The organism is Streptomyces sp. NPDC020898, from assembly GCF_044333925.1.
Classification (GTDB): Bacteria; Actinomycetota; Actinomycetes; order Streptomycetales; family Streptomycetaceae; genus Streptomyces.
Window position 1 is genome coordinate 56,373 of sequence record NZ_JBIRRV010000021.1, and the last position, 20,444, is coordinate 76,816.

The following is a 20,444-nucleotide window of genomic DNA, read 5'->3' on the forward strand; positions in this document are numbered from 1 at the left end:
GGGATCAGCTGGCGAGCGTCATGAAACCCCGAGGCTGTCGAGCCAATCACCCACCCCCGCCTCTGCACTGCCCATGTCGTCTCGCGAGATCGTGAACGCATTACTGATCACGGTTGAATCAGCAAGCTTTTCGGTGACGATTTCAACAGTTCCCGACAGGCGGCTTCCACCGTGGGTGCTGAACAGGATGATGTTCTTTTTGCTGAAATCGTGCTGCTCAAGGAATGTGTACACCGGCATCGGCAGGCCGTACCACCAGATCGGATAACCGATGAACACGGTGTCATACTCTTCGAGGTTCGGGATCAGAGCCTTGAGTTTCGGCCTTTCGTTTTCTTCCTGCTGTTTGAGTGCAAGATCCGACAGCGTTTTATGATCAAGAGGCATCTCCTCTGCTGTCTCGATGCGGAACATTCCGGCACCCGTGCTCTCCCCAATGAGTTGAGCGACGTGCTGGGTGTTTCCGAGAACCTTGCCGTCAACGACGTGAGTACTGCTCTCCTCGTCCTCGGTCATGTTGGTCGGGTCATCGGTTTCCGGCATCGAAAAATAGGCGACCAGAGTACGCGATTTGTCCAGCGGAGGGGCGGTTTCCGAAGATCCGGAATCGCTGAGTGCCTCGCCTGCCCCTCCTACTATCGAGCAGCCGGCGACGCTACCTCCCGCCAATGCGACGGTGACCAGTGCAAGAAATTTCCGGCGCGTAGTGTTTGTCATCTCAGTGAACTCCGTTTCGTCGTCTATGTCGATTTCATTGGGGCGGCTTGGAAAGGTGGCCGCACCGTCTACATGGTGAGGCGTTCTTGGTGTATTCGCCGTGCAGAGACTCCGATGCGCCGCAGTAGACGCTGGTTTGCCAACACGGCGGGGTTCGGACCCACGATGAAGAACGCGCCCTTTGTAATTGCCTCCGCGGAAAGAGTGTCGGCAAGATCTTCGCGTCGAAACCGGCCAACATTGATGGTGACCTGCATCTGGCTACCGGACGCCGCCTGGTACTCCTCGAGCACGTCACGGTAATAGGCGTCTTCTGGGTTACGCACCGCCCACAGCAGGTGAATCTTTCGCGTGGTGTGGTGTGCTGCTGCCAGGCTGAGAAGGGGCGCCACGCCCGCGCCCATTCCGACGAGGACGAGCGGGGCTTCACGGTCCCGCCCTTGGATGATCGATTCGAAGCGGCCGAATGGCCCCTCCAGGCGGACGCGGGTTCCCACTTCGACATTGTCGAGGCGGCGAGTGAAGTCTCCGTGCTGCCGAATCGTGAAGCTCAGGGTCTTCTGATTGTCGTCGGTGACTGAGAAGGGGTGCCATTCTCTGCTCACGGAAGAAGACCCCTCGAAGCTGAGGAAGAAGAAGTCACCTGGCTGCAAGGTCGCCGCTTTGCTGTCGAGGCCCACCGACACCCTGCGGGTCGCCCCACCGCGCGTTTCGTTGCCTGTGACGGTCCCCATCAGGTACGTGTCGGGCGCGATCCATTTCTTCCAGACGTAGATGCCGAGTGCCATCACTGTGTACAGATCGAAAAGCACCATGAACGCAAAGTACTGGTTCACTCTCACGAGTAGGTGAGCGTGCAGCCAGATCATCGCCACGATCACCAGGTTGAGCCGATGAATCCACAGGGAAAGCCGACGGCGGAAGACAGTCTCCAGAAGTCTCTTGACCGCCAGCAGCAGTCTCGACCTGTCGACGAACCACCCACTCATGAAGAACACCGAGTAGCACAGCACTGCGAGCGTCCCGTAGAACGCCCAATCCCCCAGAATTCGAGCCAGCCGGTCCGGCGAGTAGGAGTTGTCGCGGTGTATATAGGCCGCAGCGATTGCCACTACGCCGAGCGCCCCATGCAAGCCGTAGATGGACGGAAGTCCTACGAAACGGTGCAGCCAGGACGGTCTCACGCTGAGCACGATGGACAACAGCCACCATGTATATGCAATCAAGCCGAGGAAGACATAGAACTTCAGGCGTTCGGGTTCATCGGCCACGAGATCGTAGGTGAGCACCAGTGGGAGCGGAAACGCCACCGCGAAGCTCCAGAACAGCAGTTTACGTAGCATCGCTAGGGCTCCACCCGGGTTATCCGGTCCGGCTCGCTCGACCGTTGTGCGGACTCAGGTGTTCTGGCATCGCTTACGAGCGAACCAGCTCGCCTGCCCGTGTCTCGCACATTTTGCAGGTTGACATAAACGAGTACTGCCACAGTCAGGGCAGCAACAGTGATCAGGGCGATTGCTTTGTATTTCAGGTTCCCGCGTGGGCTCTTCTCGGTGAGGGCTTGCGTCGGTCGATTACCCAGCCAATGAGCTTTTCTGCCATCGGGTGACTTCGAGGCCTTACTCATCGAGTACCCCTCCTGTTTCCATTGCGTGGATCTCCTGTCTGTGCCCCATTGCGATGCCGATGACCGTTCTTCTGCGGAGGATTCAATTGCGGCGGAGACATGGCTCCGCACAGCCTTGGTGACAGCCCAGGCCTCGACGTTTCGTTCAGGACGGGGAGTGAGGTGCATGAGGCAGCCACACGTTGCGGGGGCGTACGTCAGGAATCCCACATGGGTTTCATCGCGCACTCGACGACGGCGCGGCTCCCTGACAGATAGTGGTCCTCGGGTTCGCCGGGGGCTGGTCTGACGTCGGCGATATCGGCCAGTGCGGCCAGGAACATGACGCCTGTGCGGTGAAGGCCATGGCGCAGCCGTGGGTCAGGGCATCCGCGGCAGCCGATGCTTCGGTGGCGGATCGTGTCGCTGGGCCGCAGATGTTGACGACTCCCGCGGATCGAGACGCGTGGCTCGTCGGTCAGTCGGAGGTCTCGGCCGACCCAGCCGACTCGGACTCGTCGGCCGGCTCGGACTCGTCGATGTCGTCGTTGGTTGCGGCCCAGCTGGCTAGCAGGTTCAGGGCGTCCTGCGAACGTGATGCGGGCTCGGCGGTGTAGGTGAGGAGGCTCTGGCTGGCGTCGCCTCCGAGAGGGAAGGTCTCGAAGGGCAGGTCGAGGTCGCCGACGACCGGGTGGTGGAAGCGTTTCAGGCCGGTGGTGTGGATGCGGACGTTGTGGGCGGCCCAGCGGCGGCGGAAGTCCTCGCTGCGGGTGGACAGTTCCCCGATGAGGTCGGTCAGGCGTCGGTCGTAGGCGTCGCGGCCGGCCTCGGCGCGCAGCATGGCGACGACGTCGTTGGCGACCTGGTCCCAGTCTCGGAAGAACTCGGGTGCGTGCGGGTCGAGGAAGACGAACCTCGCGTTGTTGGGCGGCCGCGCCGGGTCGGCGTAGACCGGGGAGAACAGCGCGCGTCCGAGGTGGTTGGCGGCCAGGATGTCCAGGCGTCCACTAAGGACGAACGCGGGTGTTCCGGTCATCGAGTCGAGGACCCGCTGCACCGCGGGCCGGACGCGCTGCTGGGCGGGCTTGCGGCGAGGGGGACGGGTCGTGCCGGCGCCGCGCAGGAGGTCGAGCAGATGGATGCGCTCGGCCTCGTCGAGTCGCAGCGCTTGCGCGATGCCGTCGATGACGCTCTCGGAGACGCCGGTGGCGTTGCCGCGCTCCAGCCGGGTGTAGTACTCGCTGGAGATGCCCGCGAGCAGGGCGACCTCCTCCCGGCGCAGCCCGTTGACCCGCCGCCGGTCGCCCCCGTACGAGGGCAGTCCGGCCTGCTCGGGGGTGACCCTGGCCCGTCGCGTGCCCAGGAATTCCCGGATCTCTGCACGGAAATCATCACGCATATCGCGATTGGTGTCATAGGGGTCGTTTCTGCCTGTCATGCGCTCCACTCTACGAGCGCTTTCCTCTGTCTGGGGGTCCCTGTCAGTGACCCCCTCATCAGGGACTCCCAAACTCCTGTGACAAACGGTTCTGTTGGTGGTGCACCGCCCACGGTGGTGTGAACGGCCCGGATACGGCGGCACTTCTGCAGCCGTAACCAGCCCTTCCGCGGCGCCGCCGGCGCCGCGGTCCCTGGAATCAGAAGGATGAATCATGCGTCGATACACCAAGCCGGCCGTCGTCGTCACGGCGCTGGGCGTGCTCGGCCTCGCGGCCTTCGGATCGGGTGCCGCGGACGCGGCCGGCGGCAACGCCGGCTCCGGCTCGTCGTCTCGCATCACGGCGGAGTCCGTCTCGTGGAACCACGGAACCGCGCAGGTGAACAAGCGCGTCATGGAGCGCTTCACCAGTGAGTTCCTGCCCACCGGCGATCCTGCTCTGGCGAGGAAGTTCATCAGCCCGAACATCGTCATGCACTTCGGCGGAACGACACAGCAGGGCCGGGACACCTACCTCGGCATCGTCGCCGCCAACATGAAGGCCTTCCCCGATCTCAGGTGGACGGTGGAGGACATGCGGGCCGAGGGCGACACCGTGGCCATCCGCTACACCATGACCGGCACGCACGAGGGACCCTTCGCCGGAGTCGAGGGCACGGGCAAGAAGATCCACGCGGAGAGCTTCGCGTTCTACCGCCTGTCCCACGGCAAGATCGTCGAGGAGCGCGCCCAGCTCGACATGCTCGGCATCCTCACGCAGATGGGCGCCATCCCCGCCGCGTAGCAGCCGAGCGGAGTTCTGTACTTCACCCGGCTCCGCCACACCCGCCCCCGCGCCAACGCCATGACATGCGCTCGCCGCGTCCCTCGGCTCGGCGCGGCGCGTACGGGCCTCCGCCGCCCCTGCGCAGCACATTCCAGAGAACCAAAGCTTCCAGAGAACCAAAGAAACCAAGGAACAGGACTCCTCCCGTGGCAACGAAGCTGTCTGGCACTGTCGCTCTCGTCACCGGTGCGAGCAGCGGTATCGGTGCCGCTACCGCCCGTCGGCTCGCCGAGGACGGCGCCTCCGTCGCCCTCGTGGCCCGCCGTAAGGACCGTCTGACCGAGCTGGCCGCCGAGATCGAGAAGGCCGGCGGCATCGCCCTGGTCGTGGAAGCGGACATCACCGACCGCGCCCAGGCCGAGGCCGCCGTACAGCAGACCGTCGAGCACTTCGGACGCCTCGACACCCTGGTCAACAACGCCGGGCTGATGCTCCTGGGCCCCGTCGTCGGTGCCGACGCCGACGAGTGGGAGCGCATGATCGCCGTCAACGTCCAGGGCCTGCTCTACACCACCCGCGCCGCCCTCCCGTACCTGCTCAAGGCCGCCGAGGACGGGCCCCGCCGGGTCGCCGACATCGTCAACATCAGCTCCATCGCCGGTCGCGTCGCCTGGAACGGCTACGGCGTCTACAACCTCACCAAGTTCGGCGTGAACGGCTTCACCGAGTCCCTGCGCCAGGAGGTCACCCAGCGCCACGTCCGCGTCGGTGTCCTCGAACCCGGTGGCGTAGACACCGAGTTGGGTTCGCACAACGACCACAAGCCCGAGGTCCGCGAAGCGATCGGCACCTTCTACGAGCAGACCGAGGTCCTCGCCCCCGATGACATCGCGGACGGCGTCGCCTACATGGTCACCCGTCCCCGCCATGCCTCCATCGGCGAACTGTGGATCATGCCCACCGACCAGGCCTGACCCCGCCCGTCGCCATCCACCGCCAACCATTTCAAGGAACCCTCATGAGCAAGGTCATTCTCGTCACCGGTGCCGGACGCGGTCTGGGCACCGACATCGCCCGCGAGGCCCTCGCCGCCGGCCACCAGGTCGTCGCCACCGGCCGCCGCCCCGACGAGGTCGAGAAGACCCTCGGCGGACCCCAGGACAACCTGCTGGTCACCAAGCTCGACGTCACCAGCCTGGAGGACGCCGAGGCCGCCGCGCAGGCCGCCGTCGAGCGCTTCGGCCGTATCGACGTCCTCATCAACAACGCCGGCAACTTCTTCGCCGGCTACTTCGAGGAGATCACGCCCGCGCAGATGCGCCAGCAGATCGAGACCAACCTCTTCGGCCCGATGAACGTCACCCGCGCCGTCCTGCCGATCATGCGCAAGCAGCGCTCCGGGCACGTCATCACCCTCTCCTCCTCCGCCGGCATCACCGGCCAGGAGTTCTGCGTCGCCTACGCCGCCTCCAAGTTCGGCGTCGAGGGCTGGATGGAATCCCTGCGCTACGACGTCGAGCCGTACGGCATCCACACCACGGTCGTGGAGCCCGGCTTCTTCCGCACCGAACTCCTCGTCGACGCCTCCACCACCTGGCCCGAGCCGACCATCGACGACTACGCCGAACGCACCACCGCCACCATCGCCGCCTGGAAGAGCATGAACGGACAGCAGTCCGGAGATCCCGGCAAACTCGCCCGCGCCCTGCTCACCATCGCCGACCAGGACAAGCCCCTGCAGCGCTTCGTCGCCGGAGCCGACGCCATCGAAGGCGTCACCGCCAAAGCCAACGAACTCCTCGCCCAGGCCGAAGCCTCCCGCGAACTCGGCGACAACCTCGGCCACGACGACACCAACGCCTGACACACCCAAACCCAGGCTTTGGCCGACCGTTGATCGGAGCGACACACACCATGAACCCGACCTACGACTTCGAGAACAAGGTGGCGCTCGTTACGGGCGCGGCGTCCGGCATGGGACTCGCGACGGCCCGCGCCTTCGCCGAGGCCGGAGCAGCCGTCGTGCTGGCGGACGTCGGCAAGGAGGCCGTGAAGAGCGCGGCCGAGGAACTCACCTCGGCGGGCCACCGGGCGATCGGCGTTGTCTGCGACGTCACGGACGAAAGCCAGACGGCCGCGATGGTGGAACGCGCGGTCACGACGTTCGGCCGTCTGGACATGGCGTTCAACAACGCCGGTGTGCAGGTACCGCCCAGTGACGCGGCCGACGAGCCGGCCGAGAACTTCGACCACGTGAACGCGGTCAACCTGCGCGGCGTCTGGGCCAGCATGAAGCACGAGCTTCGCCAGATGCGAGAGCAGGGCAGCGGTGCCATCGTCAACTGCTCGTCCCTGGGCGGGCTCTTGGGTATGCCACAACGCGCGGCCTATCACGCGTCCAAGCACGGCGTGATCGGGCTGACCAAGAGCGCTGCCGTCGAGTACGCCCCCAGGGGGATCAGGATCAACGCCGTGTGCCCCGGAGTGATCGACACTCCCATGGCCGCGGGCATGCTCGAGAGCCAGGCCGACGCCATGGCGGAGATCATGAAAGAGCAGTCGATCGGAAGGCTGGGTCGCGCGGACGAGGTCGCCGCAGCCGTTCTCTGGCTGTGCAGTCCGGGGGCCAGCCTCGTGGTCGGTGTCGCTCTCCCCGTCGACGGCGGCTTCACCGCTCACTGACCGAACGCCCTCCCACACGCTGACGAACGACGCCGGACCGCCACGTACGACCGGCACCGCGCGTCTCGGCAGGTCGGCGGAATTCCTCACGTTCTGCCGCCACATCTTTCATCGCAACTGACCAGTACGGGACCGCTGTTCACCCCAGTGGTGACCAGCCAGACGGGCTGAGACGAACCGGTTCTGCCTTCGGGCACTCCGACGAGTCAGGCCCTCGACCTTCCGCCGATCCGAAAGCGTAGAGATGTCCACTGAACTCACCGAGTCAGCTGTTCCTCCCCCCACCGATCCCTCTGCCGAGTCTCCTTCGGCACCGTCCCGGCGCTCGTTCATCGCGACGACCACCGCGGTCGGGGGTGCTGTCGTCGCCGGGGGCCTGGTCACCGGGTCGCCCCTGGGTGGCGGGGAGGCGGTCGCCGCCGAGGCACCACCGAGCAGTCGCGTCTCGCTGACCGTCAACGGCAAGCGGCACACCGTCACGGTCGACAACCGGACCTCGCTCCTCGACCTGCTGCGCGAACACCTGGACCTGCCCGGCTCGAAGAAGGGCTGCAACGCCGGGGCGTGCGGAGCCTGCACGGTGCTGGTCGACGGGCGCCGGGTCAACTCCTGCCTGACGCTGGCCGTCCGGCTGGAAGGCGCCGAGGTCACGACGATCGAGGGCCTCGCCTCCGGTGACGAACTGCACCCGCTGCAGAAGGCGTTCATCGAAGAGGACGCCTTCCAGTGCGGCTACTGCACGCCCGGACAGATCATGTCCGGCGTCGGCTGCATCCAGGAGGGCCACACCGGCTCCAAGGATGAGATCCGGGAGTGGATGAGCGGCAACATCTGCCGCTGCGGCTGCTACGTCAAGATCGTGCGCGCGGTCGAGCAGACCGCCCAAGGGAAATGAGGCCGGGCCACCATGTATCCCTTCTCCTTCACCAAGGTCTCCAACACTCGTGCGGCGGTCAACGCAGGCCGCGACGGCGGACGTTACATCGCCGGCGGCACCACTCTGGTCGACCTGATGCGTGAGACGGTCGAACGCCCCGAAACCCTCGTCGACATCAGTGACCTGCCGTTGGGCGAGATATCCGTCACGGGCCGCGGGGGCCTGCGCATCGGCGCCCTGGTGCGGATGGCCGATGCCGCCGCCCACCCCAAGGTCCGCGCCACCTACCCCGTGATCTCGCAGGCGCTGGAGCTGAGCGCGTCGGCCCAGTTGCGCAACATGGCGACCATCGGCGGCAACATCATGCAGCGCACCCGCTGCACGTACTTCCGTGACGTGACGGCGGCCTGCAACAAGCGTGAGCCGGGCTCGGGTTGCGCGGCGCTCGAAGGCTTTAACCGCACCCACGCGATCCTCGGCACCTCCACCGACTGCGTGGCCACCCACCCCTCCGACGTGGCCGTGGCCTTCGCCGCGCTGGAGGCGAACGTGCACCTGCTCGGCCCGGACGGCGCGCGCAGCATCCCGTTCGCCGACTTCCTGCTGCGGCCGGGCAGCACCCCGAACCGTGAACAGGCCCTCCGCAAGGGCGAGTTGATCACCGCCGTGGAGATCCCCGCCCTTCCGCGCCCGCTGAAGTCCGGCTACCTGAAGGTGCGTGACCGGCAGTCGTACGAGTTCGCGCTGACCTCGGCGGCCGTGGCGCTGCACATCCGGGGCGGGGTGATCCGGGAGGCGAAGGTCGCCGCCGGAGGCGTGGGCACCGTGCCCTGGAAGCTCCCTGCCGTCGAGAAGCACCTCGTTGGCGAGCGGCCCTCGCAGTCCCTGTGGGCAGAGGCCGCGAAGCGGGCGGCCGACGGGGCCCGCCCACTGGAGCACAACCGCTTCAAGGTCGAACTCCTCACCCGCACCGTCGAGCGCCAGCTGCGCATCGTAGGAGGTACCAAGTGAGCCCGCAGCCCCAATCGGCCGTCGGAGCGCCGTTGTCCCGCGTGGACGGCCGGCTCAAGGTGACCGGGAAGGCGACCTACGCCGCCGAGCACGACATCGAAGGCGTCGTTCACGCCGTCATCGTCGACAGCACCATCGGCCGCGGACGCATCACCGGCATCGATACCCGTGCCGCCCTCGCCCAGCCCGGCGTACTGAAGGTGATCAGCCACCTCAACGCGCCCGTGCTGCCCTACCGGGGCAACCCGGAGTCGTTCGATCCGCCGGGCAGGCAGCTGCGGGTTTTCCAGGACGACAAGGTCCTCTTCCGCGGTCAGCCGGTCGCCGTCGTGGTCGCCACCACACTGGAGGCCGCCCAGCACGGGGCCGAGCTGGTGAACATCCGCTACGACGCCGAGAAGACGTCGACCGACATGACCTCCGCACCGGCCGGCGAACCCGTCACCTACGCGCGGGGCGACGCGGACAAGGCGTTCGCATCGGCCCCCGTGAAGGTGGACGCGACCTACCAGCAGGCCCGCGCCCATCACAACGCGATGGAACTGCACGCCACCATCGCCCGCTGGGAAGGCGACAAGCTCACCCTGTGGGACAAGACCCAGTGGCCGAAGGGCACGCAGAAGGACATCGCCGCAGTCTTCGGCATCCCGAACGACTCGGTACATGTCATCTCCCCGTTCGTCGGCGGCGCGTTCGGCAACGCGATACGCGCCTGGCCCCACATCACCATCTCAGCCCTCGCCGCCCGCGAGACGGGGCGTCCGGTCAAGCTCATGCTGACCCGCAGGCAGCTGTACTTCGGGGTGGGCTACCGGCCCTCGTACGAGTACCGGGTGCGCCTCGGCAGCGACCGGCGCGGCCGGGTGAGCGCCATGGTCCAAGACCTGAAGGCCGAGACCTCGACGTACGAGAACTTCACCGAGAGGGTCCTGCACACCGGGCAGATGCTCTACAGCGCGCCCCACGTCAGCCAGGACTACCGGACCGTGGCGCTGGACGTGAACACGCCCATCTGGATGCGCGGCCCCGGCTTCGCCACGGCCGGCTTCGCCATCGAGTCGGCGATGGACGAACTCGCCCACGAGCTGGGCATCGACCCGATCGAGCTGCGCCAGCGCAACGAGCCGGAGGAGGACCTGGCCGAGCAACTGCCGTTCTCCACCCGGCGGTTGCGCGAGTGCTACACCGTCGGCGCCCGCGAGTTCGGCTGGCACCGCCGCAACCCGCGGCCGCGCTCCACCCGCGACGGCGACTGGCTGATCGGCACCGGCATGGCCGCCGGCACCTACGACGTCCTGCGGAACGCGGCCCAGGCCCGCGTCAGGCTGGACGCCGACGGCACCGCCCTGGTCGAGGCCGCGACCAGCGACATGGGCCCTGGCACCTACACCTCCCACACCCAGGTCGCCGCGGACGCCCTCGGCCTGACCATGCGCAACGTGACCTTCCGGCTCGGCGACTCCACCATGCCGCCGACCCCGCCCCACGGCGGCTCGCAGACCATGACCAACGTCGGTTCCGCCGTCCAGGACGGCTGCGACAAGGTACGGCTGCAGGCGATCAAGCTTGCCGTCGAGGACCGGCGCTCACCGTTGTACGGCGCCGACGCCGACGACATCGTGGTCCGCGCCGGACGCCTGCACATTCAGCGCGACCCGGCACGTGGAGAGACCTACCGGCAGCTTCTGGCCCGCAACAACCGCACCCACCTCGAAGTCCTCGGCACCTGGACTCCGGGCGAGGCCCGGCACTCCATGTACACGTACGGTGCGATCTTCGTCGAGGTTGCCGTCGACGCCCGCCTCGGGCTGGTCCGAGTGCGGCGGATGCTCGGAGTCTTCGACGCGGGCCGCATCATCAGCCCCAAGCTCGCCGACAGCCAGGCCCTCGGCGGCATGGTCGGCGGCATCGGCCAGGCTTTGCTCGAACACACCGTCACCGACCACCGCGACGGCCGGATCGTCAACGCCGACCTGGCCAACTACATGGTCCCGGTCAACGCCGACATCCCCGACCTGCGGGGGATCTTCCTCGACGGCGGTGAGGACCTCCATGCCGACCCCATCGGCGTGAAGGGACTCGGCGAGGTCGTCTTCATCGGCGTGGCGCCCGCCATCGCCAACGCGGTCTTCCACGCCACCGGCCGCCGCGTCCGCGAACTGCCCATCACCGCCGAAGCCCTGCTCTGAGCCGAGGCCCGAGACGAGCCCCCGGGCGGTCCTGTGTCGTAGGGCGCCGGTCGCCTGGGGTGCTCACGACCGTCCGGCGGCGGACCTGACCCCGCCGCCGGGCCCCGGGGCCGTCGCCGTGTCACGTCCCCCGACGACACGGCGGCGGCCCGCCCAAGCACACCCACCAAGCCGTCGTCGCACGCACGCCGTCCCCCACGGAGGCACCCATGCTGAACATCGCGGACACGCTGCACGACTGGTGCCGCGAGGCCCGCCCCTTCGCCCTCGCCACCGTCATCGAGGTCAGCGGCAGCGCACCCCTGCCACCCGGCACCGCCCTCGCCGTCGACGCAGACGGCACGGCGGTCGGCAGCATCTCCGGTGGCTGCGTGGAAGGAGCCGTGTACGAACTGTGCCAACAGGTCCTGGCGGACGGCGGTATCCCCGCACGAGCCCGGTTCGGCTACTCCGACGACGACGCCTTCGCCGTTGGCCTGACCTGCGGTGGCGAAATCGAAGTCCTGGTACAGCGGGTGGAGCCAACGGCCCAACCCCACCTCACTGTCGCCCTGGAAGAGGTGGTGTCGGGCCGTCCTGCCGCCGTGGCCCAGATCGTCGATGGCCCGGAGGAACTCGTCGGCCGTACGCTCTGCCTGTTCGGCGACGGCAGCGCCCACTACGGAACCCTGGGCAGCGCGCGCGAGGACCGGGCGGTGGTGGCCCAGGCCCGCGCACTGCTGCGCGCCGGGCGCACCGGCCTCGTCGAGGTCGGCGGCGACGCCGACACCTGCCCCGACCGACTGTCCGTCCTCGTCCACACCCACGCGTCCCGCCCCCGCATGCTGATCTTCGGCGCGGTCGACTTCGCCGCCGCACTCAGCCAGGCCGGGGCCTTTCTCGGCTACCGCGTCACCGTCTGCGACGCCCGCCCCGTCTTCGCGACCCCCGCCCGCTTCCCGTACGCCGACGAAGTCGTCGTCGACTGGCCCCACCGCTACCTGGAACACACCGAAGTCGACTCCCGCACCGCCGTCTGCGTCCTCACCCACGACGCCAAGTTCGACATCCCCCTCCTACGCCTGGCCCTCGACCTCCCGGTCGGGTACGTCGGCGCCATGGGCTCCCGACGCACCCACGACCACCGACTCGACGCCCTGCGCGAAGCCGACGTACCCGACGACCAACTGACCCGCCTGCGCTCCCCGATCGGCCTCGACCTCGGCGCCCACACCCCCGAGGAGACGGCCATCTCCATCACCGCCGAGATCATCGCCCACACCAACGACCGCACCGGCCGGCCCCTCTCCCACAGCACCGGACCCATCCACCAACCCGCCTCGGGCGACCTTTCACCGGCCGCACGAACAGCCGCGTGACGACCCGACCGTCGCACCGCAAAGGGGGTGCCCGCCATTGGCAGGCGGCTGCTCCCTCGGTGTGGCCGCCCCCGGCAGCAGGAGCTCACCGGGACACGGAATGCCTCTCGGCTGCAAATGAGCCGAGGCCAGCGATGGTTCTCCGGCCCGCACACCGCACTGGATCGCTCGCCCGCCCTGACGGCCCGGATCCGAAGAGATGCGGCACCCCCAACCGCCCAAGGTATTGGCCGCCCGAGGCCGACATGACCCAACCAATGAGGAACCATCCGTGAGTGCCCTGTTCACCCCCCTGACCCTGCGGTCCCTCGAGATCCCCAACCGCGTCTGGACATCCCCGATGTGCATGTACTCCGCCGCCTCCGACGGCCCGGAGACCGGGGTGCCGACCGACTTCCACCTCACCCACCTGGCCAGCCGGGCTGCCGGCGGCGCCGGTCTGGTGATGGCCGAGGCAACCGGGATACGACCCGACGGGCGCATCACCCCCTGGGACCTGGGCCTGTGGAACGACCGCCAGCAACAGGCGTTCGCCCGCATCACCGCGGCCATCCGCTCGCACGGCTCGGTCCCGGCGATCCAGCTCACGCACGCCGGCCGCAAGGCATCCGTCGACAAGCCCTGGCTCACCGGCGGGCACCTATCCCAGACAGAGGGCGGCTGGCAGCCGGTCGCCCCCAGCCCGGAGCCGTTCACCGGACGGCCCGCTCCCCACGAGCTCACCCTGGACGAGATCCAGCAACTGGTACACGACTTCGCCGAGTCGGCGAAACGCGCCCTGGCCGCCGGCTTCCAGGTGGTCGAACTGCACGGCGCCCACGGCTTCCTGATCAACTCCTTCCTCTCCCCGGCCTCCAACCACCGCGCCGACGCCTACGGCGGCAGCTTCGAGAACCGACTGCGTTTCGCGCTGGAGGTCGTCAACGCTGTACGCACGGTGTGGCCCGAGAACCTGCCGGTCTTCTTCCGCACCTCGGCCACCGACTGGCTGACCGAGAACCCCGAGGACGACCGCGAGGGCTGGACCAGCGACGACACCGTCCGCCTCGCCAAGGAACTGCGCGCGCACGGCGTCGACCTGCTGGACGTGTCCAGCGGCGGCATGGTCGCCGACGCCACCATCCCCGTCGCACCCGGCTACCAAGTCCCCTTCGCCGCCCAAGCCCGTGCGGCGACCGGCATCCCCACCGGCGCCGTCGGCCTGATCCTGGACCCCGCCCAGGCCGAGGACATCGTCGCCACCGGACAGGCCGACGCCGTCCTCCTCGGCCGCGAACTGCTGCGCAACCCCTACTGGCCCCAGCACGCCGCCCTCGAACTCGGCGCCGAGCCCCGCTGGCCCGAGCAGTACGGCTACGCCGTACGACGGAGCAGCAAGCGCTGAGAGAACGGCACCCGCCACACCAGCACATGACCCGCGTCGCGCCACGACGGCCCCCGCCGGTCGGCACTTCGCCATCAACATCGCAAGACGGTCCTCACGCTCCCTGCCCGCCGCGGGCGGGCCTGAGCCGACCATCGGCACCCCCGGAAAGGAACACCCAGTTCATGCACGCACCGCAGCCCTCGTCCATGCAGGCGATCGGCGTCCGAACCTATGGCGGCCCGGAGGTGTTGCACGCCGTCGAGTTGCCACAGCCGCACGCCGGTCCTGGTGAGGTGCGGGTTCGGGTGCGTGCCGCCGGGGTGAACCCGGCCGACGTCATGCTCCGCGACGGCTCCCTCGCCGAGTGGTACCGCGACCTCGAACCTCCCTTCATCCCCGGCATGGACGTGGCGGGAACGCTCGACGAGGTCGCAGACGACGTCAGATCCACGTACCGACTGTCCGAGGGCGATCCGGTGATCGGCATCGTCAACAACCACGGCCGTCACGGCGGCTACAGCGAGTACGTCGTCCTGCCGGCCTCGTCGGTCACGCGTCAGCCTGCCGGGACGACGTTCCCGCAGGCCGCCTCGTTTCTCATGAACGCGCTGACCGCCCGGTGCGTCCTGGACTTCCTCGCGCTCGCCCCCGGTTCGACACTGGCCGTCACCGGAGCCGGCGGTGCCGTCGGCGGCTACGTTGTCGAGCTCGCCGCCGCGCAGGGCCTGCGCGTCGTCGCGGTGGCCTCCGAGCAGGATGAGGAGTGGCTGCGCTCCCGCGGCGCCGACATCTTCATCGCTCGCGGCGACGACATCGCACAGCGCGTGCTGGACGCCGTGCCCGGTGGAGTCGACGCCGTCGCGGACAGCGCCATGCTGCACGAGCGGATCACGCCGGCGATCCGCGACAACGGCCAGATCGCGGTCCTGCGTTTCTGGGACGCCGATCCCGGCCGCGGCATCACCGTGTATCCCATTAACGTCCGCACACGCGTCACCGACACGGCGGCCATCACCCAGCTGCGCGAACAGGTCGAGTCAGGTGAACTCACCCTCCGAGTCGCGGCAACCCTGCCTGTGCACCAGGCAGCCGAGGCTCATCGGCAGCTCGAGAAGGGCGGCCTGCGGGGGCGGCTCGTCCTCGAGTTCCCGCCCGCAGCAGCCACCTGAGCCGCCCGGCTGGACCAACCAGTACGGGCAGGTGCCGACCAGCTGGCCCACCCCCACCTGGTGTTCCGCGCCGAAGAATGCGAGTCCGGGCCCACGCCCGCTCGAAGAGCACCGGTACCGGCATCATCGGCACAACCGCCGTATGGGCCGTGGCCCGGTGCTCTTTCGCGTGTGGCACAGAGCAGCCGGGACTCGCTCATCGTCAGTGCGCGCCTCTACGGGCTCACGGGGAGGGCCTGTTCCGCCCAGATGGTTTTGCCCTCGGTGGTTTGGCGGGTGCCCCAGGTGGCTGTGAGCTGGGCGACCAGGAGGAGGCCGCGGCCGCCTTCGTCGAAGGTGCGGGCGCGGCGCATGTGGGGGGCGGTGCCGCTGGCGTCGTCGACTTCGCAGATGAGGTTCCGGGCGTGGATCAGACGTAGCCGTATGGGTGGGGCGCCGTACCGGATGGCGTTGGTGACGAGTTCGCTGACGACCAGTTCGGTGACGAAGCAGGCGTCGTCCAGTCCCCAGGCCTCCAGTTGAGCGATGGCCTTCTTGCGGGCCTGGGCGACGGCGGCCGGGTCCGCAGGTATTTCCCAGGTGGCCACCCAGTCGCTGTCCAGTGCTTTGGTGCGGGCGAGGAGCAGGGCGACATCATCGGAGGGACGGTCGGGAAGAAGGGCGACCAGAACAGCGGCGCACAGGTTGTCCAGGGATGAGGACGGCTGCGCCAGAGTCTGGCAGAGGAGGGACATGCTGACGTCGATGTCCCGCTTGCGGGACTCGATCAGCCCGTCGGAGTAGAGGGCGAGGAGGCTGCCCTCGGGCAGTTCGATGTCGGTCGATTCGAAGGGGAGTCCGCCCAGTCCCAGTGGGGGGCCGATCGGGAGGTCGAGCAGGGTCGCGGTGCCGTCGGGGGTGACCAGGACGGGTGCCGGGTGTCCGGCGAGGGCGATCGTGCAGTGGCGGGACACCGGGTCGTACACGGCGTACAGACAGGTCGCGCCGACATCTCCGGTGGTCTCCGCCCCTGGGTCCGGCTGTGGGGCGTCTTTCTCCTCGGTGGACAGGCGGGCGACGACGTCGTCGAGGTGGGTGAGCAGTTCGTCGGGGGGCAGGTCGATGTCGGCGAGGGTGAGCACGGCGGTGCGCAGCCGTCCCATGGTGGCGGAGGCGTGGATGCCGTGGCCGACGACATCGCCCACGACCAGTGCGACTCTGGCGCCGGACAGCGGGATGATGTCGAACCAGTCTCCTCCCACCCCGGCCCGGGCGCCGGCCGGCAGATAGCGGGAGGCGACGTCCACGGCGGCCTGCGTCGGCAGGGCCTGAGGCAGCAGGCTGCGCTGCAGGGCGACCGCGGTGGCGCGTTGGCGGGTGTAGCGGCGGGCGTTGTCGATGCAGACGGCCGCTCTGGCGGCCAGTTCTTCGGCCAGCAGCAGGTCGTCCTCGCGGAACACCTCGGGGTGCTGGTGGCGGATGAAGACGACGACGCCCAGGGTCGTGCCGCGGGCAGTCAGGGGCACCGTCATCACCGAGTGCATGCCGAAGTCGCGGACCCGGGCGGCCCGGCCCCGATCACGTGTCGTCCACTCGGTGATCGCGGGGTCGCTCGCCTCGTGCAGCAGGGCGCGTCCCGACCGGAGGCTCTCGACCGGTGGGGAACCCTCCGGGTAACTGTCCACCTGGCCCGGGGCGACGACCGCCTCGGGGGTTCCCGGGTTCACGGACCGGTGCGCGACGCGCAGCAGGGGGACGGGGCCGGGTGGCGTGCCTGTTTCCGGCAGTGGTTCATATGTGCCGTCAAGGGAGGGGAGCAGGTCGACGCTGACGAAGTCGGCGAATTCCGGGACGGCCACGTCAGCCAGTTCCTGAGCCGTCCGTGTCACGTCCAGGGTGCTGCCGATACGCCTACTGGCCTCCGCGAGCAGCATGAGCCGCTTTCGGGCCCAGTGCTGCTCGGTCATGTCGTGCATGGCCACACCTACACCCTGGACGAGACCGCCTTCGTCCTTGAGTGGGGTGAGGACAACGGACCATGCATGCTCGTGGCCCTCGCTGGGGGTACTCCCGAAGATCTCCAGGGTCTGCGGCTCACCTGTCTCCAGTGCCCGCAGCATGGACCGCTCCATCCTGTCCATCGACGGATGGTCCACGATCTCCGAAGCCCGCAGCCCGCGCACGTCGTCATCAGTGAGGGCCACGTCACGGTGGGTGGCCTTGTTGGCTAGGCGCATGCGCAGCCCGGTGTCGTACACCGCCATGTGGCAGCCTGCGACTTGCTCATGGTCCCAGCTCATGAGTGTGCTGTCGTCGGGCCGGGGTCGCAGCCCTCTCAGTGCGGAAACCAGGAACCATTCGCGCTGCCCGTCGGCCAGCGCTCTTCTGTGTGCCAGGACCTTGGCCTCCAGGTGGTGGCCGTCGCGGTGCCGGAGGGCGATCCGCCCGTTCCACCTGGGCAGCTGTGTGAGGGAGCGCAGCACCGGTTCGTTGATCTCCTCGACCAGCAGACCAGCCGCGGATTGTCCCACGATCTGCGTGGGCGAGTACCCCAGCAATCTCTCGGCCCCCGCATTCCACCCGGTCACAAGGCCGTGTCCGTCGACGGTGACGTTTGCACTGAGCGTCTCGTCGACGACGTAGGCGGACGCCCCCGGCACCTCGTCGGCGGCCATGCGGCCCTCCCTCGCTGCTCAGCTCGCTCTCGCGGAGATCATCGCCGCTTTCCGGCACGTGACTCGGGACTGGCGCGGCATATTTCTCTATTATCCCGCTTGTGCGGTCAGGCGGCCGGGGTAGCCGTCAGCGGCGGTGAGGTGGTAGCGGTTGAGCAGGTGGGCCATGGTCGCCCGTTCTCCGCGACCGCCGCCCCCCACATGCGAGACTGGCACGCATGACGACCGGCGTGGAGGGCTCGCGGATCCCCAGGAGGGGCAAGGGCTCCGGTCGACTGCCGACGATGCAGGACATCGCCGCCCATCTCGGTGTGTCTCGTCAGCTTGTCTCGCTGGTGATGAGAGGTGTACCGGGGCCGAGTGCGGAGTCGAGGGAGCGGATCCTCGCCGCCGCGGGTGAGCTCGGGTACCGGCCGAACGCCTCCGCGCGCCTGCTGCGTCAGAATCGCACCCGTCTGATCGGGATGATGTTCGAGATGCGCAACCCCTTCCAGGTGCGCTTCGTGGAGAGACTCTTCGTTCGGGCGGCGGAGAAGGGATTCGGGTTGGTGCTCGGCCCCGTGACGGTCGAGAGGTCTACGGATGCCGTCGTCGCCGAGCTGATGGAGGAGCGCGTCGAAGCCCTGGTCGCGTTCAACCCCGCCCCAGGATCGGCCGCGCTCGCCGAGGCGTGCGATCTCGTTCCTGTCGTCTGGCTGGGCGACTGGGTGCAGGCGCCCGAGGTCGACAACGTCCACGTCGACGAGGTCGAGGGGCTTCGTCTCGCGGTCGGGCATCTGGTCGGCCTGGGGCACCGTGACATCGTCTACGTCGGCGGGCTCGGCGGGCGCGTGGGGCGGGACCGTGCCGACGCCTATCGCGCCGCGATGACCACGTTCGGGTTGTCCGATCAGGCCGAGGTGCTGTCCAGCGACTTCTGGGAAGAGGGCGGCGCCGCGGCCGCGAGGGAGATCGTCGCGCGTACTCGGCGTCCGACGGCCGTGGTGTGCTGCGGGGATCAGTGCGCGGCGGGCGTGATGGCGGTGTTCGCGCGGTCGGGGATCCGGGTACCTGAGGACGTCTCCGTCGTCGGATTCGACGACAGCTACCTCTCGTCGTTGTCGTATCACCGGTTGACGTCGGTGCGGCAGGACGTCGAGGCGACGGTCGAGGCGACGTTGGGATCGGTACTTGAGCGGCTTGATGGAGACGACGGTCCGCGCCGTGTCGTCGCCACGGCGACGACACTCGTGGTGCGCGAGTCGACGGGGCCGGCGCAGACCGGGGCGTGACGGGTTCCTGCTGTCCCGCCCCGGTTCCGTAGGCCGCGAGGGCTCAACGCACCCCACGGATGGGGATGATGACGGCGGCGCCGATCAGGGCGACGATGCCCGCGCACCAGAGCAGTGCCGGGTAGTTGTCTCCGCCGCCGAGGCCGAGGAGGAGAGCGCCGAGCGCGGGCGCGAAGGACTGCGGCAGCGAGTTGGCGATGTTCAGGACGCCGAGGTCCTTGCCCGGCTTCCCCGGATCGGGCAGCACATCGATCACGAGAGCGTTGTCGACCGCGGTGTACACGCCGTAGGCCAGGCCCATGACGATCTCGGCGATGTAGAAGTGGGCCACGGTGTCGGCGTAGACCAGTACGACGAGCCCGATGCCGAAGAGCAGCGTCGAACCGGCGACGAAGATCTTGCGGCGGGCGAGCCTGTCGGACAGCCAGCCGGACAGTGCGGCGCTCGCCATCAGGGCGATGGTGTAGAGGAGCACGCCGGTCGCGACGGCTGAGACCGCCCGCTCCTCGGTGAGCCCGAGGTGGTCCTGCATGTAGAAGAGCCGGAAGGTCGTGAACAGGAACATCGCGAGGACGATCATGAACCGCGACGCCCAGGCCAGACCGAAGTCCGGGTGCTTCACGGGGTTGGTCCAGAACGCGCGGACGATGGCCATCATGGAGAAGGACTCCATGGGGGTCTCCGGGATGCGGTCGGGGGTGACCAGCACGTAGACGACCACGCAGGCGACACCGACGACACCGGGCACGATGAACAGCAGCGGCAGGTTCGCGACGAGGAGCGCGGCCGCGTAGATGCCCGCCAGGATCGCGATGTTCTGGGCGAGGCCGAGGACGCTGGATGCCCGTCCGCGCTGCGACTCGGGCACGTTGTCGGCGAAGCTGGCCATGAGCGCGGCGAACGCCGCGTTGGACGCGAGCTGACACAGCAGCCACGACAGCGTCAGTGTCAGCACGTTCGTCGAGAGGGCCACCGCGGCGAGGCCGACGAGCAGGAACACGATGCCGCCCAGCAGCCAGGGCCGCCGTCGCCCCCATCGCGTCCGGGTCCGGTCGCTGAGTGCCCCGAACAGCGGATTGCCGAGGATCGCTCCGATGGAGCCGATCGACAGGGCCACCGCGACGACGGACGCCGGATTGCCGGGGTTCAGCTCCTGGGCCTTGAGCTGCATGCTCACGATGACGGGCGCGAGGATCGCCACGAAGATCCCGAACTGGGCGAGTCCGATCGCGGCGATGTACCAGTTACTGGCGGATCGGATGGGGATCGGGTTCGTGACGGGGGGTGCGGGAGTTCTCGTCGCCATCGACGCCTCCTTGAGTCGTATGCCGAACGCCCGG

16 protein-coding genes are annotated in these 20,444 nt (G+C 68.3%); 11 read left to right on the forward strand and 5 right to left on the reverse strand.

The features are described 5' to 3' along the window. Nucleotides 1-18: 18 nt before the first annotated feature. The 3 genes from ACH4TV_RS41010 to ACH4TV_RS41020 all read right to left on the reverse strand — a co-directional run bounded on the left by ACH4TV_RS41010 (nt 19) and on the right by ACH4TV_RS41020 (nt 3,761). Nucleotides 19-717: a flavodoxin gene (locus ACH4TV_RS41010; RefSeq protein ID WP_330288732.1), complete on the reverse strand. Its 699-nt coding sequence runs from the start codon at nt 715-717 to the stop codon at nt 19-21. 68 nt (nt 718-785) lie between these two features. Further along, a complete protein-coding gene (locus ACH4TV_RS41015; protein ID WP_398406460.1) occupies nt 786-2,060 on the reverse strand; it encodes an FAD-binding oxidoreductase in 1,275 nt (424 codons plus the stop codon). A 741-nt stretch (nt 2,061-2,801) separates the two neighbouring features. Then, the gene (locus ACH4TV_RS41020; protein WP_398406461.1) at nt 2,802-3,761 is read right to left on the reverse strand and encodes a helix-turn-helix domain-containing protein; all 960 of its coding nucleotides are present in this window, start codon (nt 3,759-3,761) and stop codon (nt 2,802-2,804) included. A 214-nt stretch (nt 3,762-3,975) separates the two neighbouring features. Here ACH4TV_RS41020 and ACH4TV_RS41025 point away from each other — a divergent pair, with 214 nt between their 5' ends. The 10 genes from ACH4TV_RS41025 (at nt 3,976) to ACH4TV_RS41070 (ending at nt 15,179) form a co-directional block, all read left to right on the forward strand. Then, a complete protein-coding gene (locus ACH4TV_RS41025; RefSeq protein ID WP_398406462.1) occupies nt 3,976-4,545 on the forward strand; it encodes an ester cyclase in 570 nt (189 codons plus the stop codon). 188 nt (nt 4,546-4,733) lie between these two features. Beyond that, a complete protein-coding gene (locus ACH4TV_RS41030; protein WP_398406463.1) occupies nt 4,734-5,501 on the forward strand; it encodes an SDR family NAD(P)-dependent oxidoreductase in 768 nt (255 codons plus the stop codon). 44 nt (nt 5,502-5,545) lie between these two features. Beyond that, on the forward strand, nt 5,546-6,391 hold the full coding sequence (locus ACH4TV_RS41035) for an SDR family oxidoreductase (protein WP_398406464.1): 846 nt from the start codon (nt 5,546-5,548) through the stop codon (nt 6,389-6,391). A gap of 50 nt (nt 6,392-6,441) precedes the next feature. Then, nucleotides 6,442-7,209 carry a glucose 1-dehydrogenase gene (locus ACH4TV_RS41040; RefSeq protein ID WP_398406465.1) on the forward strand — a complete coding sequence of 256 codons (768 nt, stop codon included), beginning with the start codon at nt 6,442-6,444 and terminating at the stop codon, nt 7,207-7,209. Between the two features lie 244 nt (nt 7,210-7,453). Beyond that, on the forward strand, nt 7,454-8,104 hold the full coding sequence (locus ACH4TV_RS41045) for a (2Fe-2S)-binding protein (protein WP_398406466.1): 651 nt from the start codon (nt 7,454-7,456) through the stop codon (nt 8,102-8,104). 12 nt (nt 8,105-8,116) lie between these two features. Next, complete coding sequence (locus ACH4TV_RS41050; protein ID WP_398406468.1) at nt 8,117-9,097, forward strand: FAD binding domain-containing protein; 981 nt, start codon at nt 8,117-8,119, stop codon at nt 9,095-9,097. Beyond that, nucleotides 9,094-11,286 (forward strand): xanthine dehydrogenase family protein molybdopterin-binding subunit, encoded by a 2,193-nt coding sequence (locus ACH4TV_RS41055; RefSeq protein WP_398406469.1) that lies wholly within the window; start codon nt 9,094-9,096, stop codon nt 11,284-11,286. Before ACH4TV_RS41050 ends, ACH4TV_RS41055 begins: the two co-directional genes overlap by 4 nt. 209 nt (nt 11,287-11,495) lie before the next feature. Then, a complete protein-coding gene (locus ACH4TV_RS41060; RefSeq protein ID WP_398406470.1) occupies nt 11,496-12,644 on the forward strand; it encodes an XdhC family protein in 1,149 nt (382 codons plus the stop codon). A gap of 271 nt (nt 12,645-12,915) precedes the next feature. Beyond that, entirely contained in the window at nt 12,916-14,028 is a 1,113-nt protein-coding gene (locus ACH4TV_RS41065; protein ID WP_398406471.1) for an NADH:flavin oxidoreductase/NADH oxidase, read from the forward strand. Between the two features lie 164 nt (nt 14,029-14,192). After that, nucleotides 14,193-15,179: an NADP-dependent oxidoreductase gene (locus ACH4TV_RS41070; protein ID WP_398406472.1), complete on the forward strand. Its 987-nt coding sequence runs from the start codon at nt 14,193-14,195 to the stop codon at nt 15,177-15,179. 215 nt (nt 15,180-15,394) lie between these two features. Here ACH4TV_RS41070 and ACH4TV_RS41075 read toward each other — a convergent pair whose 3' ends face one another. Beyond that, nucleotides 15,395-17,833 carry a SpoIIE family protein phosphatase gene (locus ACH4TV_RS41075; protein ID WP_398406473.1) on the reverse strand — a complete coding sequence of 813 codons (2,439 nt, stop codon included), beginning with the start codon at nt 17,831-17,833 and terminating at the stop codon, nt 15,395-15,397. 218 nt (nt 17,834-18,051) lie between these two features. Here ACH4TV_RS41075 and ACH4TV_RS41080 point away from each other — a divergent pair, with 218 nt between their 5' ends. Further along, on the forward strand, nt 18,052-19,104 hold the full coding sequence (locus ACH4TV_RS41080; protein WP_398406474.1) for a LacI family DNA-binding transcriptional regulator: 1,053 nt from the start codon (nt 18,052-18,054) through the stop codon (nt 19,102-19,104). Between the two features lie 43 nt (nt 19,105-19,147). Here the strand turns inward: ACH4TV_RS41080 and ACH4TV_RS41085 are convergent, their stop codons facing one another. Then, nucleotides 19,148-20,410, reverse strand: coding sequence for an MFS transporter (locus ACH4TV_RS41085; RefSeq protein ID WP_398406475.1), 1,263 nt, complete (start codon nt 20,408-20,410; stop codon nt 19,148-19,150). Between the last annotated feature and the right edge of the window lie 34 nt (nt 20,411-20,444).

What these genes read in the sequence shown, in the direction of transcription:
- ACH4TV_RS41010 (WP_330288732.1), bottom strand. Translation starts at nt 717, where the DNA reads ATGACAAACACTACGCGCCGGAAATTTCTTGCACTGGTCACCGTCGCA.
- ACH4TV_RS41015 (WP_398406460.1), bottom strand. Translation starts at nt 2,060, where the DNA reads ATGCTACGTAAACTGCTGTTCTGGAGCTTCGCGGTGGCGTTTCCGCTC.
- ACH4TV_RS41020 (WP_398406461.1), bottom strand. Translation starts at nt 3,761, where the DNA reads ATGACAGGCAGAAACGACCCCTATGACACCAATCGCGATATGCGTGAT.
- ACH4TV_RS41025 (WP_398406462.1), top strand. Translation starts at nt 3,976, where the DNA reads ATGCGTCGATACACCAAGCCGGCCGTCGTCGTCACGGCGCTGGGCGTG.
- ACH4TV_RS41035 (WP_398406464.1), top strand. Translation starts at nt 5,546, where the DNA reads ATGAGCAAGGTCATTCTCGTCACCGGTGCCGGACGCGGTCTGGGCACC.
- ACH4TV_RS41040 (WP_398406465.1), top strand. Translation starts at nt 6,442, where the DNA reads ATGAACCCGACCTACGACTTCGAGAACAAGGTGGCGCTCGTTACGGGC.
- ACH4TV_RS41045 (WP_398406466.1), top strand. Translation starts at nt 7,454, where the DNA reads ATGTCCACTGAACTCACCGAGTCAGCTGTTCCTCCCCCCACCGATCCC.
- ACH4TV_RS41050 (WP_398406468.1), top strand. Translation starts at nt 8,117, where the DNA reads ATGTATCCCTTCTCCTTCACCAAGGTCTCCAACACTCGTGCGGCGGTC.
- ACH4TV_RS41060 (WP_398406470.1), top strand. Translation starts at nt 11,496, where the DNA reads ATGCTGAACATCGCGGACACGCTGCACGACTGGTGCCGCGAGGCCCGC.
- ACH4TV_RS41070 (WP_398406472.1), top strand. Translation starts at nt 14,193, where the DNA reads ATGCACGCACCGCAGCCCTCGTCCATGCAGGCGATCGGCGTCCGAACC.
- ACH4TV_RS41075 (WP_398406473.1), bottom strand. Translation starts at nt 17,833, where the DNA reads ATGGCCGCCGACGAGGTGCCGGGGGCGTCCGCCTACGTCGTCGACGAG.
- ACH4TV_RS41080 (WP_398406474.1), top strand. Translation starts at nt 18,052, where the DNA reads ATGACGACCGGCGTGGAGGGCTCGCGGATCCCCAGGAGGGGCAAGGGC.
- ACH4TV_RS41085 (WP_398406475.1), bottom strand. Translation starts at nt 20,410, where the DNA reads ATGGCGACGAGAACTCCCGCACCCCCCGTCACGAACCCGATCCCCATC.